This window comes from Micromonospora acroterricola, assembly GCF_003172955.1.
Classification (GTDB): domain Bacteria; phylum Actinomycetota; class Actinomycetes; order Mycobacteriales; family Micromonosporaceae; genus Micromonospora; species Micromonospora acroterricola.
Genome location: NZ_QGKR01000182.1, coordinates 1 through 19,396, shown reverse-complemented (window position 1 = coordinate 19,396; position 19,396 = coordinate 1). Strand labels below are relative to the sequence as shown.

The 19,396-nt window shown below is 74.1% G+C and carries 20 protein-coding genes and 1 riboswitch; of the genes, 8 read left to right on the top strand and 12 right to left on the bottom strand.

Annotated elements, in window-relative coordinates:
* Window position 1 precedes the first annotated feature (1 nt).
* On the bottom strand, window positions 2-868 hold the full coding sequence (locus DKT68_RS12820; RefSeq protein ID WP_201749008.1) for a cytochrome c oxidase assembly protein: 867 nt from the start codon (window positions 866-868) through the stop codon (window positions 2-4).
* Complete coding sequence (locus DKT68_RS12815) at window positions 865-1,347, bottom strand: DUF2243 domain-containing protein (RefSeq protein WP_201749007.1); 483 nt, start codon at window positions 1,345-1,347, stop codon at window positions 865-867. Before DKT68_RS12815 ends, DKT68_RS12820 begins: the two co-directional genes overlap by 4 nt.
* Window positions 1,348-1,556: 209 nt before the next feature.
* Here DKT68_RS12815 and DKT68_RS12810 point away from each other — a divergent pair, with 209 nt between their 5' ends.
* The 3 genes from DKT68_RS12810 to DKT68_RS12800 all read left to right on the top strand — a co-directional run bounded on the left by DKT68_RS12810 (window position 1,557) and on the right by DKT68_RS12800 (window position 4,563).
* Window positions 1,557-2,810, top strand: a complete 1,254-nt coding sequence (locus DKT68_RS12810; protein WP_109817637.1) for a DUF2786 domain-containing protein — start codon at window positions 1,557-1,559, stop codon at window positions 2,808-2,810.
* A gap of 146 nt (window positions 2,811-2,956) precedes the next feature.
* A complete protein-coding gene (locus DKT68_RS12805) occupies window positions 2,957-3,313 on the top strand; it encodes a YciI family protein (RefSeq protein ID WP_236646865.1) in 357 nt (118 codons plus the stop codon).
* On the top strand, window positions 3,310-4,563 hold the full coding sequence (locus DKT68_RS12800) for an RNA polymerase sigma factor (protein ID WP_109817635.1): 1,254 nt from the start codon (window positions 3,310-3,312) through the stop codon (window positions 4,561-4,563). Before DKT68_RS12805 ends, DKT68_RS12800 begins: the two co-directional genes overlap by 4 nt.
* Before the next feature lie 160 nt (window positions 4,564-4,723).
* Here DKT68_RS12800 and DKT68_RS12795 read toward each other — a convergent pair whose 3' ends face one another.
* The 7 genes from DKT68_RS12795 to DKT68_RS12765 all read right to left on the bottom strand — a co-directional run bounded on the left by DKT68_RS12795 (window position 4,724) and on the right by DKT68_RS12765 (window position 10,851).
* Window positions 4,724-6,199, bottom strand: a complete 1,476-nt coding sequence (locus DKT68_RS12795; protein WP_109817634.1) for an alpha/beta hydrolase — start codon at window positions 6,197-6,199, stop codon at window positions 4,724-4,726.
* Between the two features lie 122 nt (window positions 6,200-6,321).
* Window positions 6,322-6,600, bottom strand: coding sequence for a hypothetical protein (locus DKT68_RS12790; protein ID WP_201749006.1), 279 nt, complete (start codon window positions 6,598-6,600; stop codon window positions 6,322-6,324).
* Window positions 6,597-6,944: an ArsR/SmtB family transcription factor gene (locus tag DKT68_RS12785; protein ID WP_074316342.1), complete on the bottom strand. Its 348-nt coding sequence runs from the start codon at window positions 6,942-6,944 to the stop codon at window positions 6,597-6,599. The genes DKT68_RS12790 and DKT68_RS12785 overlap by 4 nt, the downstream gene beginning before the upstream one ends.
* A gap of 159 nt (window positions 6,945-7,103) precedes the next feature.
* Window positions 7,104-7,277 carry a CsbD family protein gene (locus DKT68_RS12780; protein ID WP_109817633.1) on the bottom strand — a complete coding sequence of 58 codons (174 nt, stop codon included), beginning with the start codon at window positions 7,275-7,277 and terminating at the stop codon, window positions 7,104-7,106.
* Window positions 7,278-7,396: 119 nt separating this feature from the next.
* A complete protein-coding gene (locus tag DKT68_RS12775; protein WP_109817691.1) occupies window positions 7,397-9,637 on the bottom strand; it encodes a heavy metal translocating P-type ATPase in 2,241 nt (746 codons plus the stop codon).
* 12 nt (window positions 9,638-9,649) lie between these two features.
* Complete coding sequence (locus DKT68_RS12770) at window positions 9,650-10,627, bottom strand: hypothetical protein (protein ID WP_109817632.1); 978 nt, start codon at window positions 10,625-10,627, stop codon at window positions 9,650-9,652.
* Entirely contained in the window at window positions 10,624-10,851 is a 228-nt protein-coding gene (locus tag DKT68_RS12765) for a heavy-metal-associated domain-containing protein (protein ID WP_109817631.1), read from the bottom strand. The genes DKT68_RS12770 and DKT68_RS12765 overlap by 4 nt, the downstream gene beginning before the upstream one ends.
* A gap of 153 nt (window positions 10,852-11,004) precedes the next feature.
* Here DKT68_RS12765 and DKT68_RS12760 point away from each other — a divergent pair, with 153 nt between their 5' ends.
* Window positions 11,005-11,301, top strand: a complete 297-nt coding sequence (locus DKT68_RS12760; RefSeq protein WP_030329541.1) for a metal-sensitive transcriptional regulator — start codon at window positions 11,005-11,007, stop codon at window positions 11,299-11,301.
* Between the two features lie 17 nt (window positions 11,302-11,318).
* On the opposite strand, the gene DKT68_RS12755 is transcribed toward DKT68_RS12760, so the two are convergent.
* Window positions 11,319-13,457 (bottom strand): heavy metal translocating P-type ATPase, encoded by a 2,139-nt coding sequence (locus DKT68_RS12755; RefSeq protein WP_109817630.1) that lies wholly within the window; start codon window positions 13,455-13,457, stop codon window positions 11,319-11,321.
* A 311-nt stretch (window positions 13,458-13,768) separates the two neighbouring features.
* Between DKT68_RS12755 and DKT68_RS12750 the strand changes: the two genes are divergently transcribed.
* On the top strand, window positions 13,769-15,142 hold the full coding sequence (locus tag DKT68_RS12750) for a YibE/F family protein (RefSeq protein WP_109817629.1): 1,374 nt from the start codon (window positions 13,769-13,771) through the stop codon (window positions 15,140-15,142).
* 166 nt (window positions 15,143-15,308) lie between these two features.
* Window positions 15,309-15,439: riboswitch (cyclic di-AMP (ydaO/yuaA leader) on the top strand.
* 4 nt (window positions 15,440-15,443) lie between these two features.
* Complete coding sequence (locus DKT68_RS12745; RefSeq protein WP_109817628.1) at window positions 15,444-16,463, top strand: coiled-coil domain-containing protein; 1,020 nt, start codon at window positions 15,444-15,446, stop codon at window positions 16,461-16,463.
* Window positions 16,464-16,520: 57 nt separating this feature from the next.
* Here the strand turns inward: DKT68_RS12745 and DKT68_RS12740 are convergent, their stop codons facing one another.
* Window positions 16,521-17,246: a carbonic anhydrase gene (locus DKT68_RS12740; RefSeq protein WP_109817627.1), complete on the bottom strand. Its 726-nt coding sequence runs from the start codon at window positions 17,244-17,246 to the stop codon at window positions 16,521-16,523.
* 202 nt (window positions 17,247-17,448) lie between these two features.
* On the opposite strand from DKT68_RS12740, the gene DKT68_RS12735 reads away from it, so the two are divergent.
* Both DKT68_RS12735 and mycP read left to right on the top strand, forming a co-directional pair.
* Complete coding sequence (locus DKT68_RS12735) at window positions 17,449-17,787, top strand: helix-turn-helix transcriptional regulator (RefSeq protein ID WP_109817626.1); 339 nt, start codon at window positions 17,449-17,451, stop codon at window positions 17,785-17,787.
* Window positions 17,788-17,839: 52 nt separating this feature from the next.
* Window positions 17,840-19,084, top strand: a complete 1,245-nt coding sequence (gene mycP / locus DKT68_RS12730) for a type VII secretion-associated serine protease mycosin (RefSeq protein ID WP_236646860.1) — start codon at window positions 17,840-17,842, stop codon at window positions 19,082-19,084.
* A gap of 103 nt (window positions 19,085-19,187) precedes the next feature.
* On the opposite strand, the gene DKT68_RS31165 is transcribed toward mycP, so the two are convergent.
* The coding region (locus DKT68_RS31165; protein ID WP_236646859.1) for a hypothetical protein at window positions 19,188-19,396 on the bottom strand (209 nt) is incomplete at its 5' end.

The window sequence follows — 19,396 nt, the reverse complement described above, 5'->3', positions numbered from 1 at the left end:
ATCAGGCCTGCGCGGGCGGGGTCGGCTCCGGGCGGAGAGTGCCGCCCCGCACGGCCGGGCGGAGGGTGCGCGGTGCCCGGCGGTGGTACCAGGTGGCGAAGAGGGCGACGGCGAGCAGCAGCTCGGCGACGTCGCCGCCGTAGTACATGAGCTGGGCGGCCGACCGGAACGCCGCCGGGTCGGGGTCGGTCAGCCCGGGCGGCAGGGTGCCGGCGTACGCGTAGAGGTACTTGGCGAGCGCGGCGTGCACGGCCGCCGCGCCGAGCAGCGCGCCGAGCCGCACCGCCAGCCCGGGGCGGTGGGGTGCCGGGTCGGGGCCGGCCAGCGCCCAGGCGAACAGGTACCCGGCGGCCAGGTAGTGCAGGTGCAGGGCGTTGTGCAGGGCGGGTTGGCGCTCCGCCGCCGCATACAGCGGGGTGAGCAGCACCAGGGCGAGCCCGCCCGTGCTGAGCAGCGCGGCGGTGACCGGGTGGGCGAGCAGGTGCACCGGGCGGGCGCGCAGCAGCCGGCCGATCAACCGGCGCGTGGGCGTGGACGAGATCCGCAGCAGCAGGGTCACCGGGGCGCCGAGCACCAGCCCGAGCGGGGCCACCATGCCGAGCAGCAGGTGCTGCGCCATGTGTCCGCGCGGGTCGTCGGGGAGTTGCGCCAGCGGACCGACCGCGACCGCCAGCACGGCACACCCGGCCAGCCAGGCGGCGCTGCGCCGGTGGTCCCAGCCCCGGGTGTCGGCCGCGGCTGCCACGAGGTAGCCACCGGCCAGCAGGCCGACCGCCGCCAGCGGGAACCAGGACGGGCCGTCCACCGCGTGCCCCCCGTGCGCGACCGCGGGCGACGGGTACCACGCCGGGGCGAGCGTCGCCGTCACCGCTGGCCGTCGCGTGACCGTCGGGACCGCGCCCGCCAGACCAGGGCCGCGCCCGCGAGCAGCAGCACGGCGCCCCCCACGTTCCAGAGCACGTCGTACGGCACCAGGTGGACGCCGTAACGGATCTGGTGCAGCCGGAGCACCTTGTGGTCGACCAGCCCGTCGAAGACCTGGAACCCTCCGGCGCCGAGCAGGAAGCCGCCCCAGGCCAGCCGGGCCGACAGGACGCCCCGGCGGCGCAGGTCGGCGAACCAGAAGAAGCCACCGACCAGGGCGATCAGCTCGGCGGCGTGCAGCAGCCCGTCGGAGAGCAGGGCCACCGACGGGGTGGACCGGTCGTAGAAGTGGTGCCAGCCGAGCAGCTGGTGGAAGACGATCTCGTCCACCCCGGCCATGATCGCGATGCCGATCAGGACGCCGACGAGCGTGGAGGAGCGCAGGTCCACGCTGCGTGCGCTCGGCAGACTCCGATCGGCCACCACACACCTCGCATCCATGCCGGGTCAGGGCGGAACTACCCGGAACTGGACGGACCATGCCGCCGGAGTCACCGCGGGCATCCCCGGACACGTCCCGGCGCGCGGCGACCTCCCCGTTTCACGACTCCGGCACGACCAACGGCATGATCATGGAGCCTGAAGGGGCAGCGGAGCCCGAAAAGGCAGCGGAACGCGAGAAGGAGGTGCCCATGCCGGACGCGGACGAACTCGTCGCCAACGCACTCGCGGCGGTGCGCGGCACCGACGTACGGCAGGCCGAACGGCAGCTGGACCACCTGATGGTCGGCACCGGCGCGGCGGACGGCACCACGGCGGTGGACGCGGCGCTGCTGCGTCGCCTGGTCCGCGGCCTGGGTCGGCTCTGGCCGCGCGGTTGGCAACCGGTCGACGTGGACCGGATAACCAGCCGGCGGCTCGACGCCCGCTCGGCCCAGTTGGTTCGCGACGCGATGGCCGTCCAACGGCGCGAACAGGCAGAGCCGGTCCCGGCCTGGTGGGACGAGCAGCTGCACGAGCTGGCCGCCGAGGTGCGGTGGGACGACGACCGGGGCGTGCTGGCCGGCTGGTCTGCGCGGGTCGGGCTGGACCGGGCCGACGCGCTGCGCGCGGCCGTGGACATCCTCGCGCTGGTGGAGAGCCTGCCGCCGATCGCGGTGCTGCGCCCACCACCGGGCACAACCGGCGCGGCGACCGCCCGACCGGCCGGTACGGGACGCAGCGGGTCGCCAATGCTGGACCGGGTACGGGCGCTGCTGGCCAAGGCGGAGTCGACCACCTTCCCGGCCGAGGCGGAGGCGTTGACCGGCAAGGCGCAGGAGTTGATCGCCCGGCACAGCATCGACGAGGCGCTGCTCGCCGCCGGGTCGGAGCGCGGGGACCTGCCCGGCGGGGTGCGGCTCGGCACCGACGCCCCGTACGCGGGGGCGAAGGCTCTGCTGGTGCAGGAGGTCGCGGCGGCGAACCGCTGTGAGGCGGTCTGGTCCGACGACCTCGGTTTCGCCACCGTGCTCGGCTGGCCGGCCGACCTCGTGGCGGTGGAGCTGCTCTACACCTCGCTGCTGGTCCAGGCCACCGCCGCGATGCTGCGGGGGCGTGCCGAGCGGCGGCCGGGGGCCGGGCGACGGACCCGCGTCTGGGACGAGTCGTTCCTCAACGCGTTCGCGCTGCGGATCGGCGAACGGCTGCGCGCGACCACCGAGGCGGCCGACCGGGCGGCGGCCGAGACGGCCGGGCCGGAGCGGCTGCTCCCGGTGCTCGCGGCGCGCGGCGAGGCGGTCCGGGAACGGTTGGACACCCTCTTCCCCGGCGTCACCCGTCACCGGCTGAGCGTCCGGGACGCCGAGGGCTGGTCGTCGGGCACCTCGGCCGCCGATCGGGCATCCCTGGACGTCGGCGGCGGGCGGTCGCCCCGACAGGTACGGGGACGGCCCGACCCGCGCTGATCGATTCGGCGTGGGATCGCCACCGCCGGAGATTTCTGCGATTTTCTTCGGTACGCGGTAGGGAACGGGGTGACGGCTCCGACCCTCCGGTGAGCCGCGCCCCGCCGGGGTGCGACCAGCAACCGAGGAGCATCACCGTGAAGTACATGCTGCTGATCTGGAACCGGCCCGGCTTCACCGAGGAACTGACCGAGCGGGAGCGCACCGCCCTGTTCGGCGAGGTCGACGAGATCATGAAGGAGCTGACCGAGTCCGGGGAGCTGGTCGGCGGCCAGGCGCTCGCCGACCCGTCGCAGACGCGGACGGTCCGGCTCGCCGGCGGCCATCCGGAGGTCGTCGACGGGCCGTTCATGGAGAGCAAGGAGCAGTTCGCCGGCTACCTGACCGTCGACTGCGACAGGCCGCAACGGGCCGCCGAGATCGCCGCCCGCTGGCCGGACGTGCGTTTCGGCGGCGCACTGGAGGTCCGCCCGATCATGGATGAGGCCGGGACGGAGATGTGACCGACGACCGGGCGGTCGAGGACCTGCTGCGCACCCTCGCGCCGCAGGTCCTCGGCCTGCTGGTCCGCCGGCACGGGCAGTTCGACCGCTGTGAGGACGCCGTCCAGGAGGCGTTGCTCGCCGCCGCGACGCAGTGGCCCGGGCAGGGCGTGCCGGACAATCCCCGCGCCTGGCTGCTGACCGTGGCCACCCGCCGACTCACCGACGAGTGGCGCAGCGAGCGCGCCCGCCGGGACCGCGAGGTGGCCGTGGCGCTGCGCGAGCCGGCGTACGCCGGGGTGGCGCCGGCGGCCGACGCGGAGCCCACGGTGACGGACGCCGACGACACCCTGACGCTGCTCTTCCTCTGCTGCCACCCTGCGCTGGCGCCCTCGGCGCAGGTGGCGCTCACGCTGCGCGCCGTCGGCGGGCTCAACACCGCGCAGATCGCCCGGGCGCACCTGGTGCCCGAGGCGACGATGAGCCAACGGATCCGTCGGGCCAAGCAGCGGATCGAGGCGGCCGGCGCCCGGTTCGGCATGCCCGCGCCGGGCGAGCGGGAGGAGCGCCTGCGAACGGTCCTCCGGGTGCTCTACCTGATCTTCAACGAGGGGTACACGGCGTCCAGCGGGCCGGACCTGCACCGGGTCGAGCTGACCGGGGAGGCGATCCGGCTGGCCCGTGTCCTGCACGGGCTGCTGCCGGGCGACGGCGAGGTGGCGGGGCTGCTGGCGTTGATGCTGCTCACCGACGCGCACCGGGCGGCCCGGGTGGGGCCGGACGGGGAGCTGGTGCCGCTGGCCGAGCAGGACCGGACCCGGTGGGACCGGACGGACATCGCGGCCGGGATCGCGCTGATCACCGAGGCGCTGACCTGGTCGCCGCCGGGCCCGTACCAGCTCCAGGCGGCGATCGCCGCGGTGCACGCCGAGGCGCCGACGGCGGCGGCGACGGACTGGCCGCAGATCGCCGCGCTCTACCGGCTGCTCGCCCGGATCGCGCCGAACCCGATGGTCACCCTCAACCAGGCGGTGGCGGTGGCCATGGTGGACGGTCCGCGGGCCGGCCTCGCCCTGCTCGCGCCGCTGGACACCGACGAGCGCACCGCCGGGCACCACCGGCTCGCCGCCGTCCGGGCCCACCTGCTGGAGCTGGCCGGGGAGATCGGCGCGGCGCGGGACGCGTACCTGGCGGCGGCCCGGGGCACCACCAGTCTGCCCGAGCAGCGTTACCTGGAGCTGCGGGCCGCGCGACTGGCCGCGCAGCGATGAGTTCCAGCGGGGGTCGGAGTCGACCTGGCATGGGAACGGTGAGCGCTGACCGGCGGCGAGCGGGGCGCCGGCTCCGGTCGCCGCGCGGATCCTGCCGCACGGCGACCGGAGGGTCGACCGGCCCGGGTTGCCGGCCGGCCCGGTCAGACCGGCGGGTCGGTCACGACGGCGGTTCGATGGCCGGGCAGCTGGCGCCCGGGCGGGGCACCACCAGGCTGGTCAGGTAGCGGTCGACAGCGCCGCCCACGCACGGGCTGGTGGTGTAGCTGCCGTGCCCCCAGCCCTGGTAGGTGAGCAGCACGCCGTGCCCGCCCAACTGCCGGGCCACGTTGGTGGCCCAGTTGTACCCGCTGGCCGGGTCGTGCACGGTGGCGGCGAGCAGCAGCGGCACATCGGTGCGGACCCGCAGCCGATGCTGCGGGTTGGCGACCGGCGCCGGCGTGCCCAGGCAGGTCACGGGAGCGAACACCGCCGGCGGGTAGCGCAGGTCGGGCGCGAGCCGCGCCATCCGGCGCAGGTGCCCGGCGTACTCGCGGTAGTCGCGGACGGGCAGGCTCCAGTCCTGGCAGAAGACCGCGAACGGGTACGGCGCGACGGCGTCGCCCGTCGACCTGTCGTCGGCCGACGATGCCGTTTTGGGCGTGGTGGCGGGGTCCATTCTGGCGATCCACCCGGCCAGCTCCGGCCACCAGTGCGTCTCGTAGAGCTTCTTGTGGGCGAGCCGGCTCAGCTCGAACGGGGTGAGCGCCACCGCGGGCCGGTCCGGGTCGGTCAGCGTCCCGCCCGCGGCCCGGCCGTGCAGCTCGGCCCAGAGCTCCCGGATGTCCCGCCCCTTGAGCACGCAGCCGGTGGACCGCGCGCACCAGTCGACGAATTCGTCGAACGCGCCTTCCGCGGTGACGGCCTGGGTGTCGAGGAAGGCGCGGATGCCGAGGCTGTGATCCATCGCGGCCTCCAGCACCATGGCCCGGACCCGGTGCGGGAACAGCTCCGCGTACCGCTGCCCGAGCAGCGTGCCGTACGAGCTGCCGTGGAAGGTCAGCTGCCGCTCGCCGAGCGCGGCGCGGACCGCGTCGAGGTCGCGGGCCGCGCTGGTGGTGTCCACGTGGTCGTAGAGCGGCCCGGTGCGGGCCCGACAGTCGGCCCGCAGCAACGCGTTGCCGGCCAGCGTGGCGTCGAACTGAGCCTGGTCGGCCAGCAGTTGCGGTTGCCGGGCGAGCAGGTCGGTCGAGCAGACCACCGGGTGGCTGCGCCCGGTGCCGCGCGGGTCGAAGCTGACGATGTCGAAGCGGCGGCGCAGCTCGGCGCTGAACCGGGAGCTGCCGGTCACCACCCGGTCGACCCCGCTGTCGCCCGGCCCGCCGGGGCCGAACACCAGCACACCGGTCCGGGCGGACGGGTCGGTGGCCGTCCGACGGGCCAACGCCAGGTCGAACCGCTCGCCCCCGGGGCGGCGCCAGTCCACCGGCAGGGACAGCGTGCCGCACTCGGCGGTGGCGTCCCTGGGGCAGGGCCGCCAGTCGATGGCGGGGCCTGGTTGTGGTCGAGCGGCGGCCGGGCTGACCGGGGCCAGGCCGGTGGCCGTGAGGGCCAGGGCGACCGCCCAACCGACGGCCGATTTGCGTACGCGCAGCATGGAGTGCTGTCCTCTCCTCGAAGGAGCGTCACGGGAGAAACTCGCCCATCGGGCGAGGTGGTGCTGCTTTCACCGGGCCGTCGAGTAGCCGCTCGACGGCCCGGGCCTTTCGTCCACCGGGTTCAGTCGACCTCGCGCAGGACGCGTTCCAGCGCGCCCATCCGGGTCTCCATTCCGCCCAGCCGGCCGTCGAGCGAGGCCAGCAGGCGGGCGTTCTCCTCCTGGGCGCGGGCGGCCGTCTCCGCCAGCCGGCGGTAGTCGTCCGAGCGGGCCCCGTCGTACCGGGCCCGCCGGGTCTTGGCGATCTGGACGACGGTCACCGCGAACACGGTGATCAGCAGGGCGAAGATGCCGATCGCACCGACCACCTCGGTCCAGTCGTGGTCGCTCATCCCGGTCATCGCTCCGCTCCGGGCTGCTCGGCCGACTCGGGCACGGTCAGCGTCTCGACCGCCGCCGCGATGATCTCGGGGGTGAGTGTGAGCACGAACGGCTCCACCTCGTAGTAGTTCATGGCCTTCCCGTCCTCCGACAACTCCAGGCGGGCGGTGACCAGCCCGGCCGCCGCCAGCTTCCGTAGGTGGACCTGCAACAGCGCCCGGCTGATGCCCAGTTGCCGGGCCAGCCGGCTCACGTAGGCGCGCTCCCGGGCCAGAGCGGCGACGACCCGCAGCCGGTGCGGGTTGGCCAGGGTGGCCAGCACCCGGACCAGGTCGTCGCCGGTCGGCGGCGGAGCGGCACTCATAAGCAGCCCTTGCACATGCCAAGAGAAGTTAGCAGGTTCCGGTGCGCGGCGACCGGATCGGGAGCGGAATCAGGGGGATCTCAGGGTCTCCGGAGGGCCGGACAGACAGCACGCCGGGCCGGTGAGATCACCGGCCCGGCGTGCGGAGTGCGTCGTACGTCAGCTCTTGAAGGCGTCCTTGATCTTCTCGCCCGCCTGCTTGAGCTTGGCCCCGGCCTGGTCGTTGCGGCCCTCAGCCTCGAGCTGCTCGTTGTCGGTGGCCCGACCGGCGCCTTCCTTCAGCTTGCCGGTCGCGTCCTCGGTGGCGTTGTTGAGCTTGTCGTCGATACCCATGTGCCAACCTCCATTGCGAGCGTCGCTACGTCCTCAGCAGTACCCCCACAGTCGGCCCTCCAACCATCTCGTCACGGCCCCTCTCACCGAGGGTCACCATGCCGGCCGGGTACGGAACGTCAGACGGCCGAGCGGAACCGCCGCAGGCGCAGACTGTTCGCCACCACGAAGACCGACGAGAGGGCCATCGTGGCACCGGCGATCATCGGGTTGAGCAGGCCGGCGGCGGCCAGCGGCAGGGCCGCCACGTTGTACCCGAAGGCCCAGAACAGGTTGCCCCGGATGATGCCCAACGTGCGCCGGGACAGCCGGATGGCGTCCACGGCCGCGTCCAGGTCACCCCGGACCAGGGTGAGGTCGGACGCCTCGATCGCCACGTCGGTGCCGGTGCCCATGGCCAGGCCCAGGTCGGCCTGCGCCAGTGCCGGTGCGTCGTTGACCCCGTCACCGACCATCGCGACCGACCGCCCCTCGGCCTGGAGCCGCTTGACCACCTCGACCTTGCCCGCCGGCAGCACCTCGGAGATCACCTCGTCCACGCCCACCTCGGCCGCGACGGCCCTGGCCACGGTGGCGTTGTCCCCGGTCAGCAGGACCGGGGTGAGCCCCAGGGCGCGCAGCCGGGCCACCGCCGCCCGGCTGGTCGGCCGGACCACGTCGGCGACCGCGAGCACACCCCGGGCCCGCCCCTCCCAGCCGGCGACGATCGCCGTCCGGCCGGCAGCCTCCGCGTCGGTGACCGCCTGCTGGACCTCCGGGGGTACGTCGAGCCCGCGCTCGCGCAGCAGCCGGAGCCGACCGACCAGCACGGCCCGCCCGTCGACCGTGGCGGTGACGCCCAGCCCCTCGACGTTGACGAAGCCGGTCACCGCGGGCAGGGACCCGGCCTCGGCGGCGCCGGCGGCGACCGCCCGGGCGATCGGGTGCTCGGAGGCGGCCTCGACCGCCCCGGCGAGCCGGAGCAGCTCCGCGCGGTCCGCACCGGCGGCCGGCACCACGTCCACCAGGGTCATCCGGCCGGTCGTCACGGTGCCGGTCTTGTCCAGCACCACGGTGTCCACCCGCCGGGTCGACTCCAGCACCTCCGGCCCCTTGATCAGCACGCCGAGCTGGGCGCCCCGGCCCGTGCCGACCAGGAGCGCGGTCGGCGTGGCCAGACCGAGCGCGCAGGGGCAGGCGATGATCAGCACGGCGACCGCGGCGGTGAACGCGGCCGTCGGTCCTGCACCGCTGCCGAGCCACCAGCCGAGGGTGCCCACCGCGAGCGTGATGACGATCGGCACGAACACGCCGGAGATCCGGTCCGCCAGCCGCTGCACGGCCGCCTTGCCGCTCTGCGCCTGCTCGACCAGGTCGGCCATCCGGGCGAGCTGGGTGTCCCCGCCGACCCGGGTGGCGGTGACGACGAGCCGGCCGCCCGCGTTGATCGTGGCGCCGACGACGCCGTCGCCCGGACCGACCTCGACGGGCACCGACTCGCCGGTGAGCATGCTCGCGTCGACGGCCGAGGTGCCCTCGTCCACGACGCCGTCGGTCGCGATCTTCTCGCCGGGACGGACCACGAACCGGTCGCCGACGGTGAGCCGGTCCACCGGGATCCGGGTCTCCACCCCGTCGCGGAGCACCGCCACCTCCTTGGCGCCCAGTTCCAGCAGGGCGCGCAGGGCCGCGCCGGCGGTCCGCTTGGAGCGGGCCTCGAAGTAGCGGCCGGCGAGGATGAAGACCGTCACCCCGGCGGCCGCCTCCAGGTAGATGTTGCCGGCACCGTCACTGCGGGTGATGTCGAAACGGAACGGGTGCGTCATCCCCGGCATCCCGGCGTCGCCGAGGAAGAGCGCCCAGAGTGACCACCCGAACGCGGCGAGGGTGCCGAGCGAGACCAGGGTGTCCATGGTCGCCGCGCCGTGCCGCAGGTTGGTCCAGGCGGCCCGGTGGAACGGCAGCCCGCCCCAGATCACCACCGGGGCGGCCAGGGTCAACGACAGCCACTGCCAGTAGTCGAACTGCCAGGCCGGCACCATGGCCAGCAGGATCACCGGCACGCTGAGCGCCACCGACACCCAGAGCCGGGTACGCGGGCCGCGCAGCGGGTCCACCGGCTCCTCGGTGGTGGCCGGCGGGGACGGCAGAGCGGCCGTGTAGCCGGTCTTCTGCACCGTGTCGATCAGGTCGTCCGGCGTGACGCCGTCGACGTACCGGACGGTGGCCTTCTCGGTGGCGTAGTTGACGGTCGCGCTGACCCCGTCCATCCGGTTCAGCTTCTTCTCGATCCGGGCGGCACAGGCGGCGCAGGTCATTCCGCTGATCGCCAACTCGATCCGGTTCGGCGCCTCGGGCAGGGCTCTGCTGGTGGTGGTCATCATCTGGTCCCGTCAGTTGTGCCCGTGCCCGGGGGTGCCGTGGTCGGCGCCCCCGGTCGGTGCGGGTCCGCTCGGGGTGGGGTCGTCGGTCTCCGGTGCTCCGGCCGGCGGCGCGCCGGCGACGACGGTGAACTCTGCGGTGTGCACGGCGCCGCCGTGCCGGAAGTCGAGGTAGAGCCGGTAGCTGCCGGCCGAGGGCACCTCGGCGAGGAAGGTGACGGCCGGACCGGGTGGGGTGCGCCCGTCGCCGGGTGTGCCCTCCGGGTGCACGTGCAGGTACGCCAGGTCGCCCCGGCGCAGCGCCACGAGATGGCCGTACGCGCCCAGGTAGGGCTCCAGGTCGGTGACCGGCTGCCCGTCCCGGCTGACGGTCAGGGTGAGCGGTGAGGTGCCGCCGGGCTGCACTTCGCCGGTCAGGGTGACCGTGTAGCCGTCGACGGTCGTGCTGGTCGCCGGTGCGGGCAGCGGCCGCTCGGTCAGCGGGCCGGGGACGGTCACGTCCACACCGAGGGTCAGCGGCTCTCCCCCGGTCGGGGCGAAGTCGGCGAACGCCCGCCACTGCCCGGGGCCGGCCAGCGGGGTGGCGACCCGCCAGGTGCCGTCCGGGGACAGGTCGGGGTGCACGTGGCGGAACCCGGAGAGGTCGCGCCGGGCGACGATGAGGTGCATCCGCTTGTCGTGCGCCACGTCGTACCGGGTCACCGGTTGCCCGTCCGGGCCGCCGATCCGGAAGGCGAACTCACCGGCGGGTGCCGCGACCGGTTCGAGGGTGTAGCCGCGGTCGGAGACGAGCAGACCGCCGGGGAGCCGGTCGACCGCCTCGTCGTGCTCCCCGTCGCCGGTCGGGCTCGACTCGTGGGCGGCGCCGCCGTCGTGCCCGCTCTCGGCCGCCGGGGCGGCGGGGTCGGCCACCTGACCGACCCCGTACGCCGCGCCGAAGACCGCCACGAGACCGAGTGCGAAGCCGCCGAGCCTGGTCACCGTGTTCACACCGATCCCTCCGATCCGGCATCGACGAGGTCGTAGCCGGCCTCGTCGACGGCGGCCCGGACGACCTCCACGGCCAGCGGCTGGTCGCTGCTGACGGTGACCTGGCCGGTGGCGAGGTCGACCTGGACGTCGCGCACGCCGGCGATGGCGCCCACCTCGGCGCTGACCGAGCTGACGCAGTGCCCACAGGTCATGCCCTGCACCTGGTACGTCGTGTTGATCATCAGACCGTCTCCCTCCGCCGCCTCCGAGCGTATACCCCCCAGGGGTAGTTCGAAGGCGGACCTCTGCCCTTGTCTTCTACCGGTACCCGGTGGGGGTATCCCGACAGAAGGGGACAGTACCATACCCCCTAGGGGTACGCTATCCTGGTCGGCATGACCGCACCCACTCCGATCCGCGGATACACCGCCAGCAAGGACCAGCTGCTCGCGCGGCTTCGCCGCGTGGAAGGGCAGGTCCGGGGCATCGAGAAGATGGTCGACGACGACCGCTACTGCATCGACGTGCTCACCCAGATCTCGGCGATCCAGGCCGCGCTGGACAAGGTGGCGCTCGGGCTGCTCGACGGGCACGCCCGGCACTGCATGCACGAGGGCGCGGCCGAGGGCCGGGCCGACGAGATGGCCACCGAGATGATGGCGGCGGTCGGGCGGCTCATGAAGCGCGGCTGAGCACGATCGTCGGCCCGTCAGTCGGGCTCTGGGTCGAGGCGCACCCGGCGCAGCAACTGGGCGTTGAGCGCCACCACGATGGTGGACGCGGACATCAGCACAGCGGCCAGCGCCGGGCTCAACGCCACCCCGGCCCAGGCCAGCACGCCGGCCGCCAGCGGCAGCGCCACCACGTTGTAGCCCGCCGCCCAGGCCAGGTTCTGCCGCATCTTCCGGTACGACGCCCGGGAGAGCCGGACCACGGCACCAACCCCGCGCGGGTCCGACGAGGCCAGCACCACCCCGGCCGACTCGATCGCCACGTCGGTGCCCGCACCGATCGCGATGCCGACGTCGGCGCGTGCCAACGCCGGCGCGTCGTTCACGCCGTCGCCAACCATCGCCACGGTCAGCCCCCGCCGCTGGAGCTCCGCCACCCGGCCGTCCTTGTCCGCCGGCAGCACCTCGGCGAAGACCTCGTCGACGCCGGGCCGGAAGCCGAGTTCCGCGGCGACGGCCTCGGCCACCGGCCGGGCGTCACCGGTGATCATGGCGATCGTCCGGACGCCCTCGGCGCGCAACTCGACGACGGCCCTCCGGGCCTCCGGTCGCACCTCGTCGCTCAGCGCGAACGCGCCGAGCACGCCGTCCGGCGGCCGCACCAGGAACAGCACCGCGGCGCCCCGCGCCGACCACTTCTCGATCGCCGCGTCCAGCTCGGCCGGGGGCGACAGCCCCAGCTCCCGCAGCAGCGCCGGCCCGCCCACCGCGTACTCCGTACCGTCGATGGTGGCCTGCGCCCCGCGGCCCGGCAGCGACCGGAACCCGCCGGCCGGTGCCGGCCCGGCGTTCCCGGCCGCCGCCACGATCGCCCGGGCCAGCGGATGCTCACTGTCGGACTCCACGCCGGCGGCGAGCCGCAGCACCTCGTCCCGTTGTACGCCGGGTGCGGTCACCAGGTCCGTGACCGCGTGCTCGCCCCGGGTCAGGGTGCCGGTTTTGTCAAAGAGCACCGCGTCGACGGTCCGCATCCGCTCCAGCGCCAACCGGTCCTTCACCAGGATTCCCGACCGCGCGGCCAGCGCGGTGGAGAGCGCGACGACCAGCGGGATGGCCAGACCAAGCGCGTGCGGGCAGGCGATCACCAGGACGGTGACCGCGCGGACCACCGCCTCGTCGGGCCGGCCGAGCGCGGTCCAGACCAGCACGGTCAGCACGGCGGTGCCGGTGGCCAGGTAGAACAGCGCGGCGGCGAACCGGTCGGCCAGCAGCTGGGCCCGCCCTCCGGTGCGCTGCGCCTGGGCGACCATCCGCTGGATGCCGGCGAGCGCGGTCTGCTCGCCCAGCGCCTCGACGCGGACCCGGATCGCCGAGTCGGTGGCGACGGTGCCGGCGACCACCGGTTCCCCCGCCGAGCGGGCGACCGGTCGCGACTCGCCGGTGATCATGGATTCGTCCAGCGCGGCGTCGCCATCGACGATCCGGCCGTCCGCCGGAACGCGGCCACCCGGCCGCACCAGCACCACGTCGCCGAGCCGCAGCCCGGTCACCGGCACCGGCTCGACCCGCCCGTCGCTCGTCACCCGCTCGGCCTCGTCGGGCAGCAACGCCGCCAGCGCCGCCAGCGCGCCCCTGGCCTGCCCGATGGCCTTCATCTCCTGCCAGTGCCCGAGCAGCATGATGGTGACCAGCGCGGCCAGCTCCCACCAGAAGTCCAGGTCGAAGGCGCCCACGCTGGTTGCCAGCGACGCGGTGTACGCGACGGTGATGGCCATCGCGACCAGCAGCATCATGCCCGGTGCACGGTCGCGGACCTCCCGGACCGCGCCGACCAGGAACGGCCAGCCGCCCCACCAGAACACCACCGAGCCGAGCACCGGCCCGACCCAGGACCGTCCCGGGGCGTCCAGCCGGAGGCCGAGCCGGTCCCACACCAGGTGGCTGGTCAGCACCACCGGCACGGTGAGCACCAGGCAGACCCAGAACCGGCGGCGGAACATCGCCGGGTGGTGCCCGGCGTGCTTGTCGTGCCGGGCGTGCCTGTCGTGCCTGTCGTGCCCGGCGTGCCCGGCGTCCGGGTCCGGGCGGTCGCCGGGCTGCCGCTGGTGGTCGGCGGGCCCGGCGTGGCGCTGGTCCCCGGCAGGGCGGTCGGGGCCGGGCGGTGACGGAGCGGACATGACTCCAACATGCCGGTCCGGAGACCGCCACGCGGGTCGTTCGACCACCCGACACTCCGGCACGACCTGCATCCCCCAGTCGGGGTCGTTAGCATTCCGACGATGGCCCTCCGGATCCCGCTGCCCAGTCCGGCACCGGCGCCGCCACGGTGTGGCGTCGCCTCCGGCCGAATCGGCCGATCACTCACCGTCTGCGATCGCGCAGTCGCGATCCAGCGATCTGGCGCGCCCGTCGCCGCATTCCCGCGACGGCGCTGAACCGACCGGCCCGCCGGCACGTATCCCGCATCGGATCGTTGGGAGTTCTCGCATTGGGTTCCGACCACACCCGCTCCGCTCCGTCCGCCCCGCCCCGGGTGCGACGGATCCTCGTCGCGACGGTGGTGCCGCTCTTCGTCGCCACCGTCGTGGCCGCTCTGGTGCTCTGGCCGCGCGACGGCTCGCCGCAGACCGACGGCGGCGCGAACCTGGCGCGCTACCACGGCACGGTGACCCGGGTGGTGACCGAACCCTGCCCACCCACGCAGAGCCCGGAGGGCACGCCGGGCGCCGCGGACGGGCCGTGCGGCACGGTGGACGTCCGGGTGCACGACGGGCCGGCCTCCGGCCAGCAGGTCCAGACGCCGGTGCCGGCCGGCCCCGGCGCCCCCCGGGTGGAGGTCGACGACGAGGTCATCCTGGTCGAGCTGACCGATCCGACCGATCCGGCCGCCAGCAGCTGGAACATCGCCGAGCACCAGCGCGGCACCCCGCTGCTGTGGCTGGCGGTGGTCTTCGCCGCCGCGATCGTCGCGTTCGGCCGGTGGCGGGGCCTGGCCGCGCTGGCCGGGCTGGCCGCCAGCTTCGCCATCCTGCTCACGTTCGTGCTGCCGGGGATCGCCGCCGGTCGCTCACCGCTGCTGGTGGCGGTGGTCGGCGCCGCCCTGATCATGTTCGTGGTGCTCTACCTGACGCACGGGGTCACCGCGCAGACCTCGGTCGCGGTGCTCGGCACACTGGGCAGCCTGGTGCTCACCGGCGTGCTCGCCACCATCGCCACCGCCGCCACCCACCTCACCGGGTTCGGCAGCGAGGACGCCACCACGCTGTCGATGTTCCAGGCCAACGTGGACCTGCACGGCCTGTTGCTCGCCGGGATCATCATCGGCTCGCTCGGGGTGCTCGACGACGTGACCGTCACCCAGGCGGCCACCGTCACCGAGCTGGCCAACGCCAACCCCGGGCTGACCCGGTTGCAGCTCTACCGGGCGGCGACCCGGGTCGGCCGGGCGCACATCGCCTCCACCGTCAACACGATCGTGCTGGCGTACGCGGGCGCCTCCCTGCCGCTGCTGCTCCTGCTCACCGCCGACTCGCGGCCGATCGGGCAGATCCTGACCAGCGAGTTCCTCGCTCAGGAGATCGTCCGCAGCGCGGTCGCCACGCTCGGGCTGATCGCCGCCGTCCCCCTGACCACCGGGCTGGCCGCGCTGGTGACCGCGGCCGGCCGTCAGGGCGGGGGGTCCACGTCCGACGCGTCCGGCCCACGACCGCAGCCGGACCGGGCGGAGGCACTGGCCGCACTGATCTCCCCACGCACGGGTCGACCCGACAGCACGTCGCCCGACCCGGCGCGCGCCACACCCCCATCCACCGCCACCGACCGGTGGCCGGAGCCGGACAGGAGCACGGATACGGCATGGTGACACTCCTCAGCGTGACCAGGTGGGGCCCCCGCCCTGAGAACCGCGTCACTGGTCACTCAACGCCATGGCGAAATGACGCTTTTAGTCGGCATCTGGACGTAGCTCTGCCGGTGGGCTCTCGGGTAACCTCGCTGCCGGTCACCGACGAAGGCGCGAAGCGGCGCCTGCGGTGCCACCGCCCAATCGCCAACCGGCGAGCCGGGAACCCAGGTTCGTGGGGTGAATCCGCGTCAGCGGTAGGGGCCACTTCCGCCCCGAACCCGTCAGCTAACCCGGTCGGCGGTCGACGGAAGGGAACATCGTGACGGCACCCCTACGCCGCTGGTTGACACCCGTGGTGGCCGTGATCGCCGCACTGACCGTGCTCGCCGGGCCCCTCCCGGCGCAGGCCGCCCCAGCCAACCCCACACCGTCCGGGCACGAGGAGGACGGCGAGCCCCAGCTCCTCAACGACGTCATCGAGCAGACCAACCGCAAATACTCGGCGGCCAAGTCCAAGTTGGACAAGTCCAAGAAGAAGCAGCTGGAGCTGGCGCTGGAGGTCGACCGCGCCAAGGCCGACCTGGACGCACTGGCCCCCCAGGTCGGGCAGATCGCCGCCCAGTCGTACCGCACCGGCCGGATCGGCCCGATGGCGATGCTGCTGGAGAGCGGCGCCCCCGACTCGTTCGTCCGGCGGGCCGCGGCGCTCGACGAGATGAACATGGTCAACGAGAAGAAGCTCGCCGAGGTCAACGCCGTGAAGGCCCGCGCCGAGCAGGCCAAGCTGGCCCTCGACGCGGAGGTCCGGGAGCAGCAGAAGCAGGCCGCCCTGATGGCGAAGGAGAAGCGCGACGCGGACAAGGCGCTCGCTCTCGTCGGTGGAAAGGGCTTCACCGGCGGGCTGGTGTCGGCCACCTCGCCGGTCGCCCGGCTCGCCCCGGGGCGGACCGCCGACGGCGACTGGAAGTCCGAGTCGTGCAGCGCGGACGACCCGACCACCTCGGGTTGCATCACCCCGCGCACGCTGCACGCCTACAAGGAGGTTAGGCGGGCCGGCTTCACCCGGTTCGTCGGCTGCTACCGCCCGGGCGGGCCGTGGGAGCACCCGAAGGGCCGCGCCTGCGACTGGTCGCTGCAGAAGAGCGGGTTCAGCCCGTGGCACAACGAGGACACCCGGACGTACGGCAACAACGTCGCCGCATTCCTCATCCGCAACGCCGACCGGCTCGGCATCTACTACGTGATCTGGAACCGGCAGATCTGGTTCCCGGCGACCGGCTGGAAGTCGTACAGCGGGCCGTCGAACCACACCGACCACGTCCACATGTCGCTGCTCTGACCCGCACGCTCACCGTCCGAGGGCCGTTCCGCGTCACGCGGGGCGGCCCTCGTCGCGTCAGGCGGCGGCGGGTGCGGGCGCGCCGGGACCGGTCGGCACGTCGAGCGTCGCGGCGCCGGTCGGCACGGCGGTCACCGGGCGCACCACTCCGGCGGCGAGCCGGTAGGACACCCCCACCACCGCGCACCGCCCCTGCGCCACCGCGGCGGCCAGCACGGGTGACTGCCCGAGCAGCGTCTCGACGGTCTGTGCGATGTGGATGTCCACGATGCCGTCGATGTCGTCGACCCCCTCGGCCTCGGCACGACGCAGGCTCGGCAGCACGGCGTCGACGACGGCGCCCAGGTGCCCCACGGGCGGGGCGCCGGTGGTGACCACCTCCCGGGCCGCCTGCACCGCGCCGCACGAGTCGTGACCGAGCACCACCACCAGCGGGGTGCCGAGCACGGTCACCGCGTACTCCACGCTGCCCAGCACCTCGGGGCCGGCGGTGTGGCCGGCGGTGCGGACCACGAAGAGGTCGCCAAGCCCCCGATCGAAGATGATCTCGGCGGCCAACCGGGAGTCCGAGCAGCCGACGATCACCGCGAACGGGTGCTGCCCGTCGGCCACCGCGGCGCGGTGCCCGGCGTCCTGGTTGGGGTGGCGCGGGGCGCCGCTGACGAAGCGGCGGTTGCCGGCGGCCAGTTCGGCGTATGCCTGGGCGGGCTCGACGGGCACCGGGACCCGGTCGGTGGTCCGCTGCGGACCCGGCTGCCCGCCGGGCGTACCGGGACTGCTCATCCCCGCACCTCGTCTCCACGCGTTTGGCCTGCTCAACCGGCTCTTCACCGGGGCCGGCGACGGGCGCTGGCTCGGGCTCCACGGTCACACGCACCACAAGATGCGTCAAGATATGCGTGATATAGATTTCATACGTTGCCCCGGGCCGGTCATCGGGCGACGCTCCGAGGGCGGGGTCGACAACGGGAGAGGCGGTCCCACGATGGCGGGCACGGCGACAGCGGCCGGCGGCACCGGCGGCCGGAACTGGACGTTCCTCACCAACCACGGGCATGTCCTGCTGTCCATCGCCCGCGACCCCACCGCACGGCTGCGAGACGTGGCGGCCGAGGTCGGCGTGACCGAGCGGGCCGCCCAGGCGATCGTCGCCGACCTGGAGGCCGGCGGCTACCTGCACCGCACCCGCGTCGGGCGGCGCAACGAGTACACCCTCAACCCGGCCGGCCGGTTCCGGCACCCCGCCGAGGCCTACCGCCAGGTCGGCGATCTGCTCGCGCTCTTCGCCGAGACGCGCGCCCCGGAGGCCACGCGCCGCCCCTGACCGTGCCATCTCCGGACAGCTGCCGGACCGAACGCAGCGGTAATCTCTGCGGGTGCGCGAATACCTGCCGTTGAGCGCGACCGAGCCATCCCGCCGCGCCGGGCGCGCCGTCCGTGGCGTCCTCAGTGGAGCTCTGGCGATCCTGCTCGGCACCGCCCTGGTGGTCGTCCCCTCCCCGGCGGTCGCGGCGGCGCCCACCTGCGGCCCCGCTGGCGAGGACGGTCTGGTCGAGATGCCGTGGGCGCTGCGCCGGCTGGACCCGGCCTCGGCCTGGCCGCTGTCCCGGGGCGCCGGGGTGACCGTGGCGGTGATCGACTCCGGGGTGTCCGCGATCCACCCGCTGCTCAAGGGCCAGGTGGTCGAGGGTCGCGACTTCAACGGGCTGCCGGCCAACCAGGGCCAGTGCGACCTGGCCGGGCACGGCACGATGGTGGCCGGCATCATCGCCGGCAAGGAGGGCACGGGCGTACCGTTCACCGGCATCGCACCGGCGGCCCGCATCCTGCCCATCCGGGTGCTGCCCAACGAGAAGGGCACCAATGACGAGGGGCTGCCCGGACAGATCGCGGCGGCCATCAACTACGCGGTGGACAGCGGTGCCGACGTCATCAACCTGTCCCTGGTGACCCTGCCCCGCCCCGAGCTGGAGGCGGCGGTCAAGAACGCGCTCGCGAAGCGGGTCGTGCTCGTTGCCGCCGCCGGCAACCGGCAGGAGCAGCAGCAGGAGAAGGTCGGCTACCCGGCCGCGTACCCGGGCGTGATCGCGGTCGCTGGCGTGGACGAGCAGGGCGGCCACGTCGGCACCTCGGTCAGTGGGGCCTACGTCGACGTCGCCGCGCCGGGGCTGGACATCGTCGGCCCGGCCCCGGGCGGAAGCGGCTACCGCGCCGAGCCGACCGGCGGCACGAGCTTCGCCGCCGCGTACGTCTCGGGAGTCGCCGCACTGGTCCGGGCCGCCTACCCGAACCTGGACCCCGCGCAGGTCGCCGAGCGGCTGGAACGGACGGCGGACAACCCTCCGGACGGGCACAACGCGGACGTCGGCTACGGCGTGGTCAACCCGTACCGTGCGGTGTCGAGCCTGCTGGGCACCCGCACCGACCCGCCCGCCGGCGCCCTCCCCGCGCGCGCCGCGTCGGAAGACCCCCTGAGCTGGCAACGCACCGCCGCGGTCTGGGCGGCCGCCGTCGGTGGGCTGCTCGCCGCGTTGCTGCTCGCAGCCCGGCCGATCCTCATCCGGGGTCGCCGTCGTGGCTGGCGGCCGGGCCGGCGCACCGACTCACCGATCACCGGCTGAGCGGCACCGCGCGGCACCGGTTGGTCCCGCCGGGCACAGCCTCAGTGGTCGTACACCACGGCGCCGACGGGGTCGACCCGTCGGCGCCGTGGTGTGCTCACGTTCAGCGCAGGACGCCGGAGGTGCCGCCGCCGTCCGCGCCCCACACGTCCTCGTCCTCCTCCAGCCACGTGTTGCGGGGAGTTTCCTCCTCGCCGTAGCCGGCGCCGGCGCCGGCGCCCATCCCGGCCATCCCGCCGGCGCCTCGCGCACCCTGTCCCTTATACACATCTCCGAGCCCACGAGACGCGTAGTAATCTCGTATGCCGTATT